This is a genomic window from Phenylobacterium sp. 58.2.17 (assembly GCF_026411515.1).
Classification (GTDB): Bacteria; Pseudomonadota; Alphaproteobacteria; order Caulobacterales; family Caulobacteraceae; genus Phenylobacterium.
In genome coordinates this window covers 22442-37035 of record NZ_JAPMTQ010000026.1, presented here as the reverse complement: position 1 = coordinate 37035, position 14594 = coordinate 22442, and the positions used below count along the sequence as shown (strand labels likewise).

Sequence of the window (14594 nt, the reverse complement as noted above, 5' to 3'; positions counted from 1 at the left end):
AGGCCGGGTGTCCGCAGATCGCGGACATTGAAACATGACGAGCCGGCCCAAAGGCCTAAGCTGGGTTTGGTGCAATTGGGGGATGGGCCATGGGGCATGTGCGCGTCGCGACACTGGACGATGCCGCGGAGATCGCGGCCATCTACGCACCTTATGTGCTGGAGACAGCAATCACCTTTGAGGACGAGCCCCCGTCCGCGGACGAGATGGCGAACCGGATAGCGGCAACGCTGCCGATCCACCCCTACCTCGTCCTAGAGGAGCAGGGGGCTGTAGTCGGCTACGCCTACGCCGGCGCACATCGCGCCCGCGCCGCGTACCGATGGTCGGTCGATGTGACCGCCTATGCCCATCCCAGCGCTCACCGACGTGGTGTCGGCCGCGCGCTTTACGATGAACTGCTCCGGCTGCTGACTCAGCAGGGTTTTCACGCGGCGTTCGCAGGCATCGCCTTGCCGAACGAGAAGAGCGTCGGCCTGCACCAGGCGATGGGGTTTCAGCCCTTGGGCGTCTATGCCGAGGTTGGGTTTAAGTTAGGTCGTTGGCACGATGTCGGCTGGTGGCGTCGTCCGCTGGCCCACGGGCTCCCAACAAGCGAACCGATCCCGTTCGCGTTTCTCGATGATCGCACGGCCTGAGACGGCTCGCGTCGTGATCCGTGTCGGGCGAGGGCTCCTTCGGGTCTAGGCAGAGCCCAACACCTCGATGACCGGACACGACGGCGAGGTTCCACCCGCGCAGCGGCGCACCGCATCGTCCAGCACGGCCTCGAGGCGAACCAGGTCGGCGATCTTGGCGCGTACCGTGATCAGGTGGGCCGCGGCGATCGGCTCGACTTCGGCGCAGGTCCCCCGCCCAGGCCCGTCCAGGGCGATCAAGGTGCGGATGTCGTCGAGGCTGAAGCCCAGCTCGCGGGCGCGTCGGATGAACGCCAGCCGCTGGCGGTGCGCGGCGGTGTAGTGCCGGTGCCCCCCGGGGGTTCGATCGGGCTCGGGCATGACGCCGACCCGTTCGTAGTACCGGATCGTCTCCAGATGGACTCCCGCCTCGGCGGCCAGGCGGCCGATCGTCAGTGCGCGTCTCGCGGTCATGAAAGGCTCTTGATCCCGTAGGGGCTACGGGTTGCAGGATAGCAGAAATGACCGGAAGGAGGCGCTGATGCCGGACGGAATGGGACACAAGCGCGCCGGCGGCGCCGATCTGGCGGTAGGCTGGGGGGCGGTGACGGCGGCCGGGGCGACGCTGCTGGCCTGGGCGGCCTGTTGCGTCCTGCCGCTGGCGCTTTCGATCGCTGGCGTCAGCATGGCCGGAATGGTTTGGATCGCGGGACAGAGGACCTGGCTCACGGTGGCGACGCTGGTCGTCCTTGGGATCGGGTGGTGGGCGGCCTTGCGGCGCGGCCGCGCCTGCTCGGCGCCGTCGCGCCTGACCATCGGCCTGCTGAGCATCGCCACGGCGCTGACGCTGATCGCCCTGGCCTGGCAGCCGCTCCTGGAACCCAGGCTTCTGGCCATCCTGAGGACTCTGCGATGAGCACGGCGACATTCCAGCCCACCTCGACCCTGACCTGTCCGCACTGCGGCGCACGCACGACCGAGACCATGCCGACCGACGCCTGCCAGTACTTCTATGACTGCCCGGCATGCGCGGCGGTGTTGAAGCCCAAGCCCGGCGATTGTTGCGTCTACTGCTCCTACGGCGACACGCCCTGTCCGCCGGTGCAGGTGGACGGAAAGGGCTGTTGCGGCTGAGGCCGCGCCCGTCGCGAGCGGGCGGTTCAAACCCGCTACTCGCCCCTGAGGGGCGGCTTGCGCGTCACGCGTACCCCTAGAAAGGGCCAGGGGACATGGGATGCGCAGCCAACCAACGGACGCGTCGGCGCTTGCGCCAACGACGCCGTTTCCCGCCAACCTGCCGGCGCTGACCTCGGTGCGGTTCCTGCTGGCGCTGGGGGTCGTGTTCTTCCACTACCAGCTGCAGTGGAAGTGGGACACGATGGCCGACACAGGCCTCTTCGACCGCGCCCGGCTGGGGGTGGACGTCTTCTTCATCCTGTCTGGCTTCGTGCTGACCCACGCCTATAGGGATGCGCTGGCGAGCGGGACCTTGGACTATCGCCGGTTCATCGTGGCGCGGTTCGCGCGCATCTATCCGGCCCATGTGGCGGTGCTGACCCTGATCCTGGTGATGGTCGTGGTGGCGCGCCTGATCGGGGCCGAGTTCGACGAGACGCTCTACAATCCGTTCGGGTTGCTGGCGACGCTGCTGCTGATCCACGCCTGGTTCCCCAACACCTTTGTCGCCGAATGGAACGGCCCGTCCTGGTCGCTGTCGGCGGAGTGGTTCGCCTACCTGCTGTTTCCCGTGTTCGCCTGGATCGGTCTGCGCCTGGCCCGCCGGCCGGGGGTGCTGCTGGGGATGGCCGGGCTGCTGTTCGTGGCGCTGGACCTTTTCTACCAGGCGGTGTTCGGCGACATCGTCGTGCACGCCGAGAACAACATGGGCATTCTGCGGATCATCCCGGAGTTCCTCTATGGGGTGGCGCTCTACCGGCTCGGCGAGCAACTGAATCCGGGTCGCTGCGCCGCCATTGTCGTGGCGATGCTCAGCACCGGGACGATGCTCATGCTGATGCATTTCCAGGCGGACGATCGGCTGATCGTCTTGGTGGCGGGGCCGCTGGTCCTCGGCCTGGCTCTGCTCTCCAAGGCGAGCTCTGATCAGCTCGTCGCCCGTCGCTGGATGGTGGTCCTGGGCGAGGCGTCCTACGCGCTCTACCTGATCCATATGCCGATCCTGGTCGGTTGGAAGGGCGTCTTCTCGATCCTGACCGACCGGCCCAGCACCTATGTCCTGGCTTGGTGGGAGATCGCGGTGCTGTTGCCGATCACCATCGCCGCGGCGCTCGCCCTGCACCTGCTGTTCGAAGGACCGGCGCGCACCTGGATCCGCAAGCGCGCCGAGACGCTCTGGCTGAGCCGGCCGGCCCGGCGGAGCGCGACCCCGCCCGAGGCCTGACCGTGCGCCGGGGCTTAGAGCTTCACGGCGCGTAGCCGCAGCGCGTTGACGATGACGCTGACGCTGGACAGCGCCATGGCCGCCGCGGCGATGGCCGGCGAGAGCAGCCAGCCGAAGGCCGGATAGAGCACGCCGGCCGCGATCGGGATGCCCGCCACGTTGTAGAGGAAGGCGAAGACCAGGTTCTGGCGGATGTTGCCCATGACCGCGGTCGAGAGAGTACGGGCCCGCAGGAGGCCCTGCAGGTCGCCCTTGAGCAGGGTGACCCCGGCGCTCTCGATGGCCACGTCCGCGCCTGCGCCCATCGCCACCCCGACATCGGCCGCCGCCAGGGCAGGGGCGTCATTGACGCCGTCGCCGGCCATGCCCACGACCCGGCCAGCCGCCTTCAGCCGCTCGACCACGGCGGCCTTGTCCTGCGGCAGGACCTCGGCCTCGACATCGTCGATGCCCAGGCGCCGGGCGACAGCTTCGGCGGTGGTCTTGTTGTCGCCGGTCATCATCACCAGCCGGACGCCGGCGGCGCGCAGGGCGGTGACGGCGGCTTGCGTGGTCGGCTTGATGGGATCGGCGATGCCGAACACCCCGACCACTTGGCCGTCGACAGCGGCGAAGACGGCGGTGGTCCCGTCAGCCCGAAGCTGATCGGCCTCGGCCGACAAGGCTCCCGTCGTCAGGTTGTTTTCATCCAGAATGCGTGAGCCGCCCAGCAACAGGCGCTTGCCGTCCACCACCCCGACGACGCCCTTGCCGACCGGAGAGTCGAACTCGCTGGCCTCCGACAAGGTCAGGCCCCGATCCTGTGCGGCCCGCAAGATCGCGTCGGCCAGCGGGTGCTCGCTGCCGCGCTCGAGGCTGGCGGCCAGACGCAGCAGTTCCTGTTCGTCGGTCCCGGCCACGGTGCGGATCGCGGTCACCGCCGGTCGCCCCTCGGTGAGCGTGCCGGTCTTGTCGATGACCAGGGTGTCGATCTTCTCGAAGCGCTCAAGCGCCTCGGCGTTCTTGATCAGCACCCCGGCCTGGGCGCCGCGTCCGACGCCGACCATGATCGAGATCGGGGTGGCGAGACCCAGTGCGCAGGGACAGGCGATGATCAGCACCGAGACAGCGGCGATCAGCGCATAGCCGAAGCGCGGTTCGGGTCCGACCAGGGCCCAGACGATGGCCGCGATGACGGCCACCAGGATCACCGCCGGCACGAACCAGCCGGAGACCTTGTCGGCCAGGCGCTGGATCGGGGCGCGGCTGCGCTGGGCCTGGGCGACCATCTGGACGATCTGGGCCAGCAGCGTGTCGGCGCCGACCTTTTCGGCCCGCATCACGAACGAGCCGGTCTTGTTGAGCGCGCCGGCCACCACCTTGGAGCCGGGCTCCTTGGTCACGGGCATGGATTCGCCGGTGACGAGGGACTCGTCGACCGACACCCGGCCCTCGGTCAGTTCGCCGTCGACCGGGACCTTTTCGCCGGGGCGCACCCGCAGGCGGTCGCCGACGCTCACCAGATCGAGGCTGACCTCCTCGTCGCTTCCGTCGTCCCGGACGCGCCGGGCGGTCTTGGGCGCGAGGTTGAGCAGCGCCTTGATCGCCCCGGAGGTCCGCTCGCGGGCCCGCAGCTCCAGCACCTGGCCGAGCAGGACCAGCACGGTGATGACGGCTGCGGCCTCGAAATAGACCGGGACCGAGCCGTCGCTGCGGCGGAAGGCTTCGGGGAAGGCGCCGGGCGCCAGCACCGCGGCGACGCTGTAGAGCCAGGCCACGCCCACGCCCATGGCGATGAGGGTGAACATGTTGAGGCTGCGCGCCCGCACCGAGGCCCAGCCGCGGACGAAGAACGGCCAGCCCGCCCAGAGGACGACGGGGGTGGCGAGGGCGAACTGTATCCAGTTTGAAAGGGTCGGGTTCAGCATGAACCGGTGGCCGAGCAGATGCCCGCCCATCTCCAGAACGAAGACCGGGACGGTCAGGACCAGGCCGATCCAGAACCGCCGGGTCATGTCGGCGAGCTCGGGGTTGGGCGCGTCCTCGGCGGTGATGGTCTCCGGCTCCAGGGCCATGCCGCAGATCGGACAGCTGCCAGGTCCGACCTGGCGGATCTGGGGGTGCATCGGGCAGGTGTAGATCGTCCCTTCCGGCGTGGCGGCGGCCGGCGCCGGCTGGGCTTTCAGATACCGTTTCGGGTCGGCCTCGAACTTTGTGCGGCAACCCGCCGAGCAGAAGAAATACGTCTCGCCGGCGTGGGCGCTCCGCTCGCTCGCCGTCGCCGGATCGACCTGCATGCCGCAGACGGGGTCGGCGACGAGGCCGGCGCCGGGGTGATCGGCGTGGTCCTTCCCGGCCTTGGCGTGGACGTGACCTTGATGACCGGTCGGTTCCGTCATGGCGTCCTCTTGGCGTGCGGCGACGCCGCGACAGGGGCGGCGCCTACTTGCAATACGCATGACCCAGGAGCGGACCCGCGCCGATTGAACAACTCTGGTCTGCCGCGAAGGATGCCTCCAAGCCGGGTCTGATCCGTGAAGCTCGAAGGATCAGACCCGGCGGCGGCCTAGGACCCTATCGGTTCGTCGCCTCGGAAGGTCATGAGCCGGGCGGGCCGGCCCGCGCCGAAGGCCATCACATCATAGGGCTCCGGCGCATACCCCGGCGCTTCCATGCCCGGCGATCCGACCGGCATGCCGGGCACGGCCAGGCCCTTGGCGGCGCCGGGCGCCCTCAGGAAGGCGGCGATGGCGGCGGCCGGCGCATGGCCCTCGATGACCTTGCCGTCGACCACGGCGGTGTGACAGCCCCAAAGCGCCTCGGGCACGCCATGGCGGGTTTTCACCGGCGTGACGTCGTCGGCGGCCACGACCGAGATCGTGTAGCCGGCCTGACGCATGTGTTCGACCCAGCCGGCGCAGCAGCCGCAAGATACGCTCTTGTAGACCGTCATCTCCGAGGCCCGAGCCGGCCCGGGCAGGCCGTTGACGAGGACAGCGCCGGCGCCCAGCAGCGCGACGCCGGCGGCGAGCGCCGACAGTTTGAGCCTGCTCATCGTCGGGTTTCCTCGGCTTCAAAGCCGGCCGCGGCCAGCGCCGTCAGCAGGCTCTGGCGGTCGGCGGAGGTCGAGATCTCGACCTGACGCGTCGAGGGATCGGCCTTCACGGCCGCCTCGGCGTCGAGCGCGTGGATCGCCTTTTCGACGCTGGCGGCGCAGCCGCCGCACTTCATCTTGGGGATGCTCAACTGGATCATTCACTCGTTCCCTTTGGGGGTGAGTGAGGCAGGGAACGGCTTCCAGTGGGGGGAAGGTCAAGGGGGCGTCATGCGGCGCCAGCAGCGGCCTAGACTGGCGCATAGTCGTCGGGTCCGCTTTCAGGCCGTAAGGACATTTCCCTGTACGACCGTTGAAGACGTTCGTTACAGCCGAAAGACCGATGTATCCGCTCGTCTGAACCCCAGCTGCTCGAACAATTGATGCGCAATCACACGAGTTGGGTTGGAGGTAAGACTGACTGGCGCGTCGCCGTACTCCTTTGCCTTGGAGAGTGCGGCTTCCATGAGCGTCCGTCCGGCGCCTGCACCTCGGTAGGCGGGATCCAAAATGACACTCTCGATCCAGAGTCTGGTGCCCTGCGGAAGGTGCATCGGGACTAAACAAACGAGACCGACGATGGCGCCTTCGTCTTGCGCCGCAAACAGGTGGTTGGTCTCGATGACGGTACGAAGGTCTGCCGGCGCGATTGAGCGGCACGCGCCGGCGAGTAAGGTCATGAGGTCAGAGACCTGCTTTGCGGCCTCGGGAGTCGCGTCGGCGGACGTAAGCTCGCAAACCACCAGCATCCGCGCAGCATCACCCAGGACTCGTTCGCATTGCACCCTTCTCAGACGCTCCGTGAGTCGGGTCTTGGGCCGATCACCATATGAGGGCGCCGCCTCCTAGATATATCGGACAGTCCTGAGTTGGAATCGGACGGTTCTTAGCTGGCACGACATTGCGGTTGCATGAGGGGCCCCGCTCGCCCCAGCCGTATTAAGAGTCGAGCGGAGAAACCTGCCATGAGTCATCGATTGGACGTGCTCATCCGCGAACTGGCGGCGCAGCCGTCGGACTATCCCTTGGATCGGCTTGAGGCGGCCGTTCTGGGCGTCATGCGGCGCCGGCGCCATGAGCGGCAGGTGGCCGCCGCGCTTGCGCCGGTCCGGTTCGCCTCGGTCAGCCTGGCGGTGGCGATCGGCCTGACCACCGGCGGGGCCGCGGCGCTCGCGGCCGCCTCGACGCCAAGGTCGTTCGACGCGTTCGCCATCGCCGGACATCTGACGCCGTCGACCCTGCTGGAAGGCCGGTGACATGGCCCATGGCCAAACGACCCTGTCTGGCCTACGATTTTCCCCCATGTGGAACCTGCTCCGCTGTCTCATCGTGGCGTTCGCCCTGGTCGGCTTCATCGGCCAGACGACGGCGCGCGCCATGCCGATGACGATGGACGTGGTTTCAGAGGCCGCCGCGCAGACCGGCACGGCCATGATGGACTGTGCTGACATGCCGGGCATGGCCGATATGGCCAAGGCCCCTCCGTCGCCGTTCAAATCCCCCTGCAAGGGCATGACCGCCGACTGCATCGGCAAGATGGGCTGCGCGACCACGGCGACGCCGTTGCCCGCCGCGTTGAGCCTGGCCGGTTCGGTGGTCTACGCCGCCGTGCGGTTCGCCGACAGCAGCCAGCTGTACGAAGGTCTCGCCCCGCAGCTGCCGTTCCATCCTCCCAAGACGTTGGCCTGACCCCGCAGGCGTCGGTGCGCTGAGCGCGCGGACGCCGTCAGCTCAACCTGCCTCGTCGTGACACGTTCCGACGGGCGCTCCTCGAATGGAGGATGGTCTCATGACCTTCCGCAATCTCATCGCGATCGGCGCGGGCGCGCTGGCGCTTGGCCTCGCCGCGGCTCCCATGGCCCTGGCGGCTTCCTCTGAACCCCAGGCAGCGGAGGCCCGTCGCACGGGGCCGCCGCCGCCCAATCCGCATGATGTGTTCCGCCCCATCGTCAAGGCGCCTGACGCCAAGGCGAAGGCGCGTAACTGCGACTGCCCGATGATGAAGGGCGACGCGGCCATGCGCGACATGTGCATGCAGATGAAGGGCGAGCCCGCCAAGCCGCCCAAGGGCTAGCCGTTCCAAACCCCCGTGCTTGACCCCAGACGCGGGGGGACGGAGGGCGCCGGCGGGACTTCACGACCGTCCCGCCGGCGCTTCCTATTCGAACTTCGCAGGCCCTAGATCACTCGGGACCCATAATGCGCCTACTCATGACCCTGGCGTCGGCGACGCTGCTCGCTGGCCCAGCTCTGGCTGCGCCGCTCAGCTTTGACGACGCCCTTCGGCTCGCCCAGTCCGCCCCGAGTCTGGCGGCGAGAGACGCCGATGTGGCGGCGGCCCGGTCGACGTCGATCGCGGCCGGCCGGCTACCCGATCCCAAGCTCAGCGTCGGGCTCGGCAATTTCCCGATCTCCGGCCCGCCGGCCGGCACGCTCAGTGGCGACAGCATGACCATGGCCACGGTTGGGGTCAGCCAGGAGGTGCCCAACGGGGCCAAGCGCGCCGCTGCGCGCGCCAGGGCCGAGGCTGACATCGACATCGCCCGGTCCGGCCAGGCGCTGGAGGCGCGGAACGTCCGCCTGAGCACGGCCCTGGCCTGGATCGATCTCCATTACGCCAAGCGACGTCTGGCGGCCCTGGACGAGGTCGATCGGGCGATCGGGCCGTTGCGGACCAGCGCGCCCTCGCAGCTGGCCGCCGGCGCGGCCCGGCCAGGCGAGACGCTCGAGGCCGACGAGCTGGCCGCGACGCTTGCCGACCGGCGCGCCAGTCTGGTCGCCGCCCTCGCCAAGGCGCGGGCCGAATTGGTCCGTTGGACGGGCGATCCGAACGCCGAGACGGCCGGCGATCCGCCTGCCTATCCCATCGACCCGTTCGCGCTCCGCGCGGGGCTCGGAGCGCTGCCCGCGCTCCGAGCCTATGACGCCATGGACGCCCAGGCGCAGGCGGACGTGGCGCTGGCCCGGGCCGACAAGCGTCCCGACTGGAGCTGGGATCTGACCTACCAACGCCGCGATCCGATGTACGGCGACATGGTCTCGATCGGGGCCAGTGTCGGCTTGCCGCTGTTTGGCAAGACCCGGCAGGACCCGATCATCGCCGCTCGCACCGCGGCCGCCAGTCGGGTCGGCTATGAGCGCGAGGCGGCGCGGCGCGCCTTAGCCGCGGCGCTGGACGCCGACCTCGCCGACCACGCCATGCACCATGAGCGGCTGATGCGGGCCCGGTCGACCTTGGAGCCGCTGGCTGCGCGACGGGCCGACCTGGAGACCGCCAGCTATGCGGCCGGAACCGCCAGCCTGTCGGATGTGCTGAGCGCCTTCCTGGCCCTGGCCGAAACCAAGATCGACATCATCGACCGCGACGCCGACGTCCAGCGCGACGCCGTTCGCATCGTTCTGACCTACGGAAGCCAAACCCAATGACGCTCTCCCTCTCTCCCGCTCAGCTGGGCGTCGGCGTCCTGGCGGTTGCGCTGGTCGCCGGCGGCCTCGGCTATGGCGTGGCCCAGCTGAACCGCGCCGACCCCGCCGCCGCGCCGGTCGCCGCCCAGGCCCGCAAGATCCTCTACTGGTACGACCCGATGGTGCCGATGGAGCGCTATCCCGGCCCGGGCAAGTCCTCCATGAACATGGATCTGATCCCCAAGTACGCCGACGAGGCGCAAGGGGCGGCCGGGGTGAAGATCGATCCGGCCGCGGTGCAGAACCTCGGCGTGCGGCTGGCGCTGGTCCAGCGCGGCGACTTCGCCCAAGGCGTCGACGCCACCGGGGTGCTGGAATTCAATCAACGCGACGTGGCGATCCTCCAGGCCAAGGCCGCCGGCTTCGTGCAGCGCGTCCACGCCCGTGCGCCGGGCGATATCGTGGCCTCGGGCGCCCCGATCGCCGACCTGCTGATCCCGTCCTGGGTCGGGGCCCAGGGCGAGTATCTGGCCGTGCGCCGATCCGGCGACCCAGCCCTTGAGGCCGCGGCCCGGCAAAGGCTGCGGCTGCTCGGCATGCCCGATGGTCTGATCGACGAGGTGGCCCGGACCGGTCGGACGCGCAATGTCGTCACGGTCACCGCCCCGATCGGCGGCGCGATCCAGACCCTGGACGTGCGGCCGGGCATGACCGTGAGCCAGGGACAGACCCTGGCTCAGGTCTTCGGCCTGTCGAGCGTCTGGCTGAATGCGGCCGTCCCCGAGGCGCTGGCCGGTCAGGTTCGCGTCGGCCAGGCGGTCGGCGCCGATCTCGCCGCCTTCCCGAGCGAAACCTTCACCGGCAAGGTGAGCGCGATCCTGCCGACCGCGCAGGCCGAGAGCCGGACCCTGACCGTCCGCATTGAGCTGGCCAACCGGGGTGGTCGTCTGAAGCCCGGCATGTTCGCCAGCGTCCATCTCGGCGGCGAGACCCGGTCAGCGCTGAGCGTCCCCTCCGAAGCCGTGATCCGCACCGGCAAGCGCGCCCTGGTGATGATCGCGGGCGAGGGCGGGCGGTTCCAACCGGTCGAGGTTCAGCTGGGCCGCGAGGCCGGCGATCGCACCGAGATCCTGGCGGGGCTCAGCGAAGGCCAGAAGGTCGTCGCGTCGGGTCAGTTCCTGATCGACTCCGAGGCGAGCCTGGCGGGCCTTCAGGCCAAACCCCTCGCCGCGACGCCGCAGGCGGCCGCGGCGGTGAAGACGCTGGAGAGCCGCGGCCGCGTCGAGGCCGTGACGGCCGGTTCGATCACCCTCAGCCACGAACCGGTGCCCGCGATCGGCTGGCCGGCGATGACCATGACCTTCAAGCTCGACCCGCCGACCCTGGCCAAGGGTCTCAAGGTCGGCGACCGCGTGGCTTTCAGCTTTGATCAGCACACGGACGGCCCAGTCGTGCGTCGCCTGGCCAAGGAGGCGGCCCGGTGATCGCCGCCCTGATCCGCTGGTCGGTCAAGAACCGTTTCTTCGTGGTCATCGGCGCCCTGGCCCTGCTCGCGGCGGGCGGCTGGGCGCTGCGCTCGACACCGGTCGACGCCTTGCCCGATCTCTCCGACGTGCAGGTGATCATTCGGACCCCCTATCCCGGGCAGGCGCCGCAGATCGTCGAGAACCAGGTCACCTATCCGCTCGCCACCACCATGCTGTCGGTGCCCGGCGCCAAGACCGTGCGCGGCTATTCCTTCTTCGGCGACAGCTTCGTCTATGTGCTGTTCGAGGACGGGACCGACCTCTACTGGGCCCGCTCGCGGGTGTTGGAATATCTGAACCAGGTGCAGAGCCGCCTGCCCGAGGCGGCCAAACCGGCCCTGGGGCCTGACGCCACGGGCGTGGGCTGGGTCTACGAGTACGCCCTGGTCGACAAGACCGGTCGCCATGATCTGTCGCAACTGCGGTCCTTGCAGGACTGGTTCCTGCGATACGAGCTCAAGACCCTGCCAGGCGTGGCCGAAGTGGCCTCCATCGGCGGCATGGTCAAACAGTACCAGGTGGTGCTCGATCCGGTGAAGCTGGCGGCCTACGGGGTCACTCACGGCCAGGCCGTGTCGGCGATCCAGGCGGCCAATTCGGAGACCGGCGGCTCGGTGCTGGAACTGGCCGAGGCCGAGTACATGGTCCGCGCTTCTGGCTATCTGACCAGCCTGGACGATTTCCGGGCCATTCCCCTCAAGGCCGCCGCGGGCGGCGTGCCTGTCCGCCTCGGCGATGTGGCGACGATCCAGGTGGGGCCGGAGATGCGCCGCGGCGTGGCCGAGTTGAACGGCCAGGGCGAGGTGGCCGGCGGGGTGGTGATCCTGCGCTCGGGGAAGAACGCGCGCGAAACCATCGCCGCGGTGAAGGAGAAGCTGGCGGCGCTGAAGGCGAGCCTGCCGCCCGGCGTCGAGGTGGTGACGGTCTACGACCGCTCCCAGCTCATCGACCGCGCGATCGGCAATCTGCGCGGCAAGCTGATCGAGGAGTTCATCGTCGTCGCCCTGGTCTGCGGGCTGTTCCTCTGGCACGCGCGCTCGGCCCTCGTGGCCATCCTGACCCTGCCGCTGGGGGTGCTGTTCGCCCTGCTGGTGATGCGCATGCAGGGGGTCAACGCCAACATCATGTCGCTCGGCGGCATCGCCATCGCCATCGGGGCGATGGTCGACGCCGCCGTGGTGATGATCGAGAACGCCCACAAGAAGATCGAGCGCTGGGAGCACGACCATCCCGGCGAGCGCCTCACCGGCGAGACCCGCTGGAAGGTGATCACCGACGCCGCCGTCGAGGTGGGGCCGGCGCTGTTCTTCAGCCTGGTCATCATCACGCTGAGCTTCGTGCCGGTGTTCTCCCTGCAGGGGCAGGAAGGCCGGCTGTTCTCGCCGCTGGCCTTCACCAAGACCTACGCCATGGCTGGGGCGGCGATCCTCTCGGTGACCCTGGTCCCGGTGCTGATGGGGTGGCTGATCCGCGGCCGCATCCCGGCCGAGGACGCCAACCTGCTGAACCGGGGGCTGACCGCGGCCTATCGGCCGGCGCTCGACTGGGTGATGCGCAAGCCAAGGACCACCCTGGTCATCGCCGTGCTGGCCTTCGCCACCACCGCCTGGCCGCTCAGCCAGCTCGGCGGCGAGTTCATGCCGCAGATCGACGAGGGCGACCTGCTCTACATGCCCTCGGCCCTGCCGGGACTGTCGGCTCAGAAAGCCGGTGAGCTGCTTCAGCAGACCGACAGGATGATCAAGACCGTGCCGGAGGTGGCGAGCGTGTTCGGCAAGGCCGGTCGCGCCGAGAGCGCCACCGACCCCGCGCCGCTGGAGATGTTCGAGACCACCATCCAGTTCAAACCCCGCGACCAGTGGCGGCCGGGCATGACGCCTGACAGGCTGGTTGAGGAGCTGGACCGCGCCGTGAAGGTTCCCGGCCTCACCAATGTCTGGGTTCCGCCGATCCGCAACCGCATCGACATGCTGGCCACCGGCATCAAGAGCCCGATCGGGGTGAAGGTGTCGGGCGCTGACCTCAAGGAACTCGACCGCATCGCCCATGACGTCGAGACCGTCGCCAGGACGGTCCCGGGCGTCAGTTCGGCCTTGGCCGAGCGCCTGACGGGCGGGCGCTATGTGGACATCGACATCGACCGCGCCGCCGCCGCGCGCTTTGGCCTCAACATCGCCGACGTGCAGCAGATCGTGGCCGGGGCCATCGGCGGCGAGACCATCGGCCAGACGGTCGAGGGGCTGGCGCGCTATCCGATCAATGTCCGCTACCCGCGAGAGCTGCGGGACAGTCTGGAGGGGTTGCGGACGCTGCCGATCCTCACGCCGGCCGGACAACAGATCACCTTGGGGACCGTCGCCAAGATCGAGATCGCGGACGGCCCCCCGATGCTGAAGACCGAGAATGGCCGCCCCTCGACCTGGGTCTATGTCGACGTGCGCGGCCGCGACCTCGCCTCGGTGGTGGGCGACCTCCGGAAGGCGGTCGCCAAGGAGGTGAAGCTCTCGCCGGGCGTCTCGGTCGCCTATTCGGGTCAGTTCGAATACCTGCAGCGGGCCGTGGCGCGGCTGAAGCTGGTGGTGCCGGCGACGCTCGCGATCATCTTCGTGCTGCTCTATGTGATCTTCCGCCGCCTCGACGAGGCGGCGCTGATCATGGCCACCCTGCCGTTCGCGCTGACCGGGGCGATCTGGACCCTTTATCTGCTGGGCTACCACCAGTCGGTCGCCACCGGCGTCGGCCTCATCGCCCTGGCCGGCGTCGCTGCTGAGTTCGGCGTGGTGATGCTGATCTATCTGCGCAGCGCGCTGGCGGATCGCGGGGCCGATCCCTCGGCGGCGCAGGTCGGCGAGGCCGTGCGCGAGGGCGCCCTGCTGCGGGTCCGCCCCAAGGCCATGACCGTGGCGGTGATCCTGGCTGGCCTGCTGCCGATCCTGCTGGGCCACGGCGCCGGCTCGGAGGTCATGAGCCGGATCGCCGCCCCGATGATCGGCGGCATGCTCACCGCGCCGCTGCTGTCGATGTTCGTGATCCCCGCCGCCTTCCTGCTGCTACGCCGACGGCGCGGCGGCGCAACCGACGACACCCCAGCCTCTCAGATCCAAAGGAGATCCCCATGAGAGCTCTTCCCTACGCCACGGCCGGCGCGCTCGCGCTCGCCCTCACTCTGGCGGCCTGCGGGCAAAAGCCTGAGGCGACGCCACCGCCCACCGACGCGGTTCCGGTCGCGGCCACCCCCGAGACGCCTAAGGCCGACGGCATGACGCCCGAAGAGATGGCGAAGATGGACATGGGCGCGGCGGCGACTGCCAAGGGCGCGGGCGTGGTGACCGCCATCGACAAGACCGCCGGGACGATCACCCTGGACCACGGCCCGATCGCTGAAGCGAAATGGCCGGCGATGACCATGGCCTTCAAGGCTACGCCGCCCAGCCTGCTCGACACCGTGAAGGTCGGCGACAAGGTGGCCTTTGATCTGAAGCTGGTCGAGGGCGGCGGCGAGATCACCGCCCTCCAGAAGCAGTAGGCTTCAGGGGCCGGGGCGCGCGGTGTTCCGGCCTTACCCCCTGCGT

The 14594-nt window shown here is 69.1% G+C and carries 16 protein-coding genes; 11 read left to right on the top strand and 5 right to left on the bottom strand.

Features of this window, described 5'->3' with window-relative positions; genetic code table 11:
- The first annotated feature begins 89 nt into the window (after positions 1–89).
- A complete protein-coding gene (locus OUA97_RS15525; RefSeq protein ID WP_267232923.1) occupies positions 90–638 on the top strand; it encodes an arsinothricin resistance N-acetyltransferase ArsN1 family B in 549 nt (182 codons plus the stop codon).
- A gap of 45 nt (positions 639–683) precedes the next feature.
- On the opposite strand, the gene OUA97_RS15520 is transcribed toward OUA97_RS15525, so the two are convergent.
- Positions 684–1091, bottom strand: coding sequence for a MerR family transcriptional regulator (locus OUA97_RS15520; RefSeq protein ID WP_267232922.1), 408 nt, complete (start codon positions 1089–1091; stop codon positions 684–686).
- Between the two features lie 67 nt (positions 1092–1158).
- Here OUA97_RS15520 and OUA97_RS15515 point away from each other — a divergent pair, with 67 nt between their 5' ends.
- The 3 genes from OUA97_RS15515 to OUA97_RS15505 all read left to right on the top strand — a co-directional run bounded on the left by OUA97_RS15515 (position 1159) and on the right by OUA97_RS15505 (position 3018).
- Positions 1159–1533: an MFS transporter permease gene (locus OUA97_RS15515; protein WP_267232921.1), complete on the top strand. Its 375-nt coding sequence runs from the start codon at positions 1159–1161 to the stop codon at positions 1531–1533.
- The gene (locus tag OUA97_RS15510; RefSeq protein ID WP_267232919.1) at positions 1530–1751 is read left to right on the top strand and encodes a GDCCVxC domain-containing (seleno)protein; all 222 of its coding nucleotides are present in this window, start codon (positions 1530–1532) and stop codon (positions 1749–1751) included. The genes OUA97_RS15515 and OUA97_RS15510 overlap by 4 nt, the downstream gene beginning before the upstream one ends.
- A 100-nt stretch (positions 1752–1851) precedes the next feature.
- Positions 1852–3018: an acyltransferase family protein gene (locus OUA97_RS15505; protein WP_267232918.1), complete on the top strand. Its 1167-nt coding sequence runs from the start codon at positions 1852–1854 to the stop codon at positions 3016–3018.
- A gap of 14 nt (positions 3019–3032) precedes the next feature.
- On the opposite strand, the gene OUA97_RS15500 is transcribed toward OUA97_RS15505, so the two are convergent.
- The 4 genes from OUA97_RS15500 to OUA97_RS15485 all read right to left on the bottom strand — a co-directional run bounded on the left by OUA97_RS15500 (position 3033) and on the right by OUA97_RS15485 (position 6840).
- Positions 3033–5396, bottom strand: coding sequence for a heavy metal translocating P-type ATPase (locus OUA97_RS15500; RefSeq protein ID WP_267232917.1), 2364 nt, complete (start codon positions 5394–5396; stop codon positions 3033–3035).
- Positions 5397–5563: 167 nt separating this feature from the next.
- Positions 5564–6052: a DUF411 domain-containing protein gene (locus OUA97_RS15495; RefSeq protein ID WP_267232915.1), complete on the bottom strand. Its 489-nt coding sequence runs from the start codon at positions 6050–6052 to the stop codon at positions 5564–5566.
- Positions 6049–6252, bottom strand: a complete 204-nt coding sequence (locus OUA97_RS15490; protein WP_267232914.1) for a heavy-metal-associated domain-containing protein — start codon at positions 6250–6252, stop codon at positions 6049–6051. Before OUA97_RS15490 ends, OUA97_RS15495 begins: the two co-directional genes overlap by 4 nt.
- 165 nt (positions 6253–6417) lie before the next feature.
- On the bottom strand, positions 6418–6840 hold the full coding sequence (locus OUA97_RS15485) for a GNAT family N-acetyltransferase (RefSeq protein WP_267232913.1): 423 nt from the start codon (positions 6838–6840) through the stop codon (positions 6418–6420).
- Positions 6841–7056: 216 nt separating this feature from the next.
- Here OUA97_RS15485 and OUA97_RS15480 point away from each other — a divergent pair, with 216 nt between their 5' ends.
- The 7 genes from OUA97_RS15480 (at position 7057) to OUA97_RS15450 (ending at position 14548) form a co-directional block, all read left to right on the top strand.
- The gene (locus tag OUA97_RS15480) at positions 7057–7347 is read left to right on the top strand and encodes a hypothetical protein (protein ID WP_267232912.1); all 291 of its coding nucleotides are present in this window, start codon (positions 7057–7059) and stop codon (positions 7345–7347) included.
- A gap of 46 nt (positions 7348–7393) precedes the next feature.
- Positions 7394–7780, top strand: a complete 387-nt coding sequence (locus OUA97_RS15475) for a hypothetical protein (RefSeq protein WP_267232911.1) — start codon at positions 7394–7396, stop codon at positions 7778–7780.
- Positions 7781–7880: 100 nt separating this feature from the next.
- Positions 7881–8165, top strand: a complete 285-nt coding sequence (locus OUA97_RS15470) for a hypothetical protein (RefSeq protein ID WP_267232910.1) — start codon at positions 7881–7883, stop codon at positions 8163–8165.
- A 137-nt stretch (positions 8166–8302) separates the two neighbouring features.
- Positions 8303–9517, top strand: a complete 1215-nt coding sequence (locus tag OUA97_RS15465) for a TolC family protein (protein WP_267232909.1) — start codon at positions 8303–8305, stop codon at positions 9515–9517.
- Positions 9514–10980, top strand: a complete 1467-nt coding sequence (locus OUA97_RS15460) for an efflux RND transporter periplasmic adaptor subunit (protein ID WP_267232908.1) — start codon at positions 9514–9516, stop codon at positions 10978–10980. Before OUA97_RS15465 ends, OUA97_RS15460 begins: the two co-directional genes overlap by 4 nt.
- The gene (locus OUA97_RS15455) at positions 10977–14141 is read left to right on the top strand and encodes an efflux RND transporter permease subunit (RefSeq protein ID WP_267232907.1); all 3165 of its coding nucleotides are present in this window, start codon (positions 10977–10979) and stop codon (positions 14139–14141) included. The genes OUA97_RS15460 and OUA97_RS15455 overlap by 4 nt, the downstream gene beginning before the upstream one ends.
- Positions 14138–14548, top strand: a complete 411-nt coding sequence (locus OUA97_RS15450) for a copper-binding protein (RefSeq protein ID WP_267232906.1) — start codon at positions 14138–14140, stop codon at positions 14546–14548. Before OUA97_RS15455 ends, OUA97_RS15450 begins: the two co-directional genes overlap by 4 nt.
- Positions 14549–14594: the final 46 nt, after the last annotated feature.

Excerpts from the sequence above, each read along its gene's own strand:
- OUA97_RS15525 (WP_267232923.1), top strand. The coding sequence starts at position 90 with ATGGGGCATGTGCGCGTCGCGACACTGGACGATGCCGCGGAGATCGCG.
- OUA97_RS15520 (WP_267232922.1), bottom strand. The coding sequence starts at position 1,091 with ATGACCGCGAGACGCGCACTGACGATCGGCCGCCTGGCCGCCGAGGCG.
- OUA97_RS15515 (WP_267232921.1), top strand. The coding sequence starts at position 1,159 with ATGCCGGACGGAATGGGACACAAGCGCGCCGGCGGCGCCGATCTGGCG.
- OUA97_RS15510 (WP_267232919.1), top strand. The coding sequence starts at position 1,530 with ATGAGCACGGCGACATTCCAGCCCACCTCGACCCTGACCTGTCCGCAC.
- OUA97_RS15505 (WP_267232918.1), top strand. The coding sequence starts at position 1,852 with ATGCGCAGCCAACCAACGGACGCGTCGGCGCTTGCGCCAACGACGCCG.
- OUA97_RS15500 (WP_267232917.1), bottom strand. The coding sequence starts at position 5,396 with ATGACGGAACCGACCGGTCATCAAGGTCACGTCCACGCCAAGGCCGGG.
- OUA97_RS15495 (WP_267232915.1), bottom strand. The coding sequence starts at position 6,052 with ATGAGCAGGCTCAAACTGTCGGCGCTCGCCGCCGGCGTCGCGCTGCTG.
- OUA97_RS15490 (WP_267232914.1), bottom strand. The coding sequence starts at position 6,252 with ATGATCCAGTTGAGCATCCCCAAGATGAAGTGCGGCGGCTGCGCCGCC.
- OUA97_RS15485 (WP_267232913.1), bottom strand. The coding sequence starts at position 6,840 with ATGCTGGTGGTTTGCGAGCTTACGTCCGCCGACGCGACTCCCGAGGCC.
- OUA97_RS15480 (WP_267232912.1), top strand. The coding sequence starts at position 7,057 with ATGAGTCATCGATTGGACGTGCTCATCCGCGAACTGGCGGCGCAGCCG.
- OUA97_RS15475 (WP_267232911.1), top strand. The coding sequence starts at position 7,394 with ATGTGGAACCTGCTCCGCTGTCTCATCGTGGCGTTCGCCCTGGTCGGC.
- OUA97_RS15470 (WP_267232910.1), top strand. The coding sequence starts at position 7,881 with ATGACCTTCCGCAATCTCATCGCGATCGGCGCGGGCGCGCTGGCGCTT.
- OUA97_RS15465 (WP_267232909.1), top strand. The coding sequence starts at position 8,303 with ATGACCCTGGCGTCGGCGACGCTGCTCGCTGGCCCAGCTCTGGCTGCG.
- OUA97_RS15460 (WP_267232908.1), top strand. The coding sequence starts at position 9,514 with ATGACGCTCTCCCTCTCTCCCGCTCAGCTGGGCGTCGGCGTCCTGGCG.
- OUA97_RS15450 (WP_267232906.1), top strand. The coding sequence starts at position 14,138 with ATGAGAGCTCTTCCCTACGCCACGGCCGGCGCGCTCGCGCTCGCCCTC.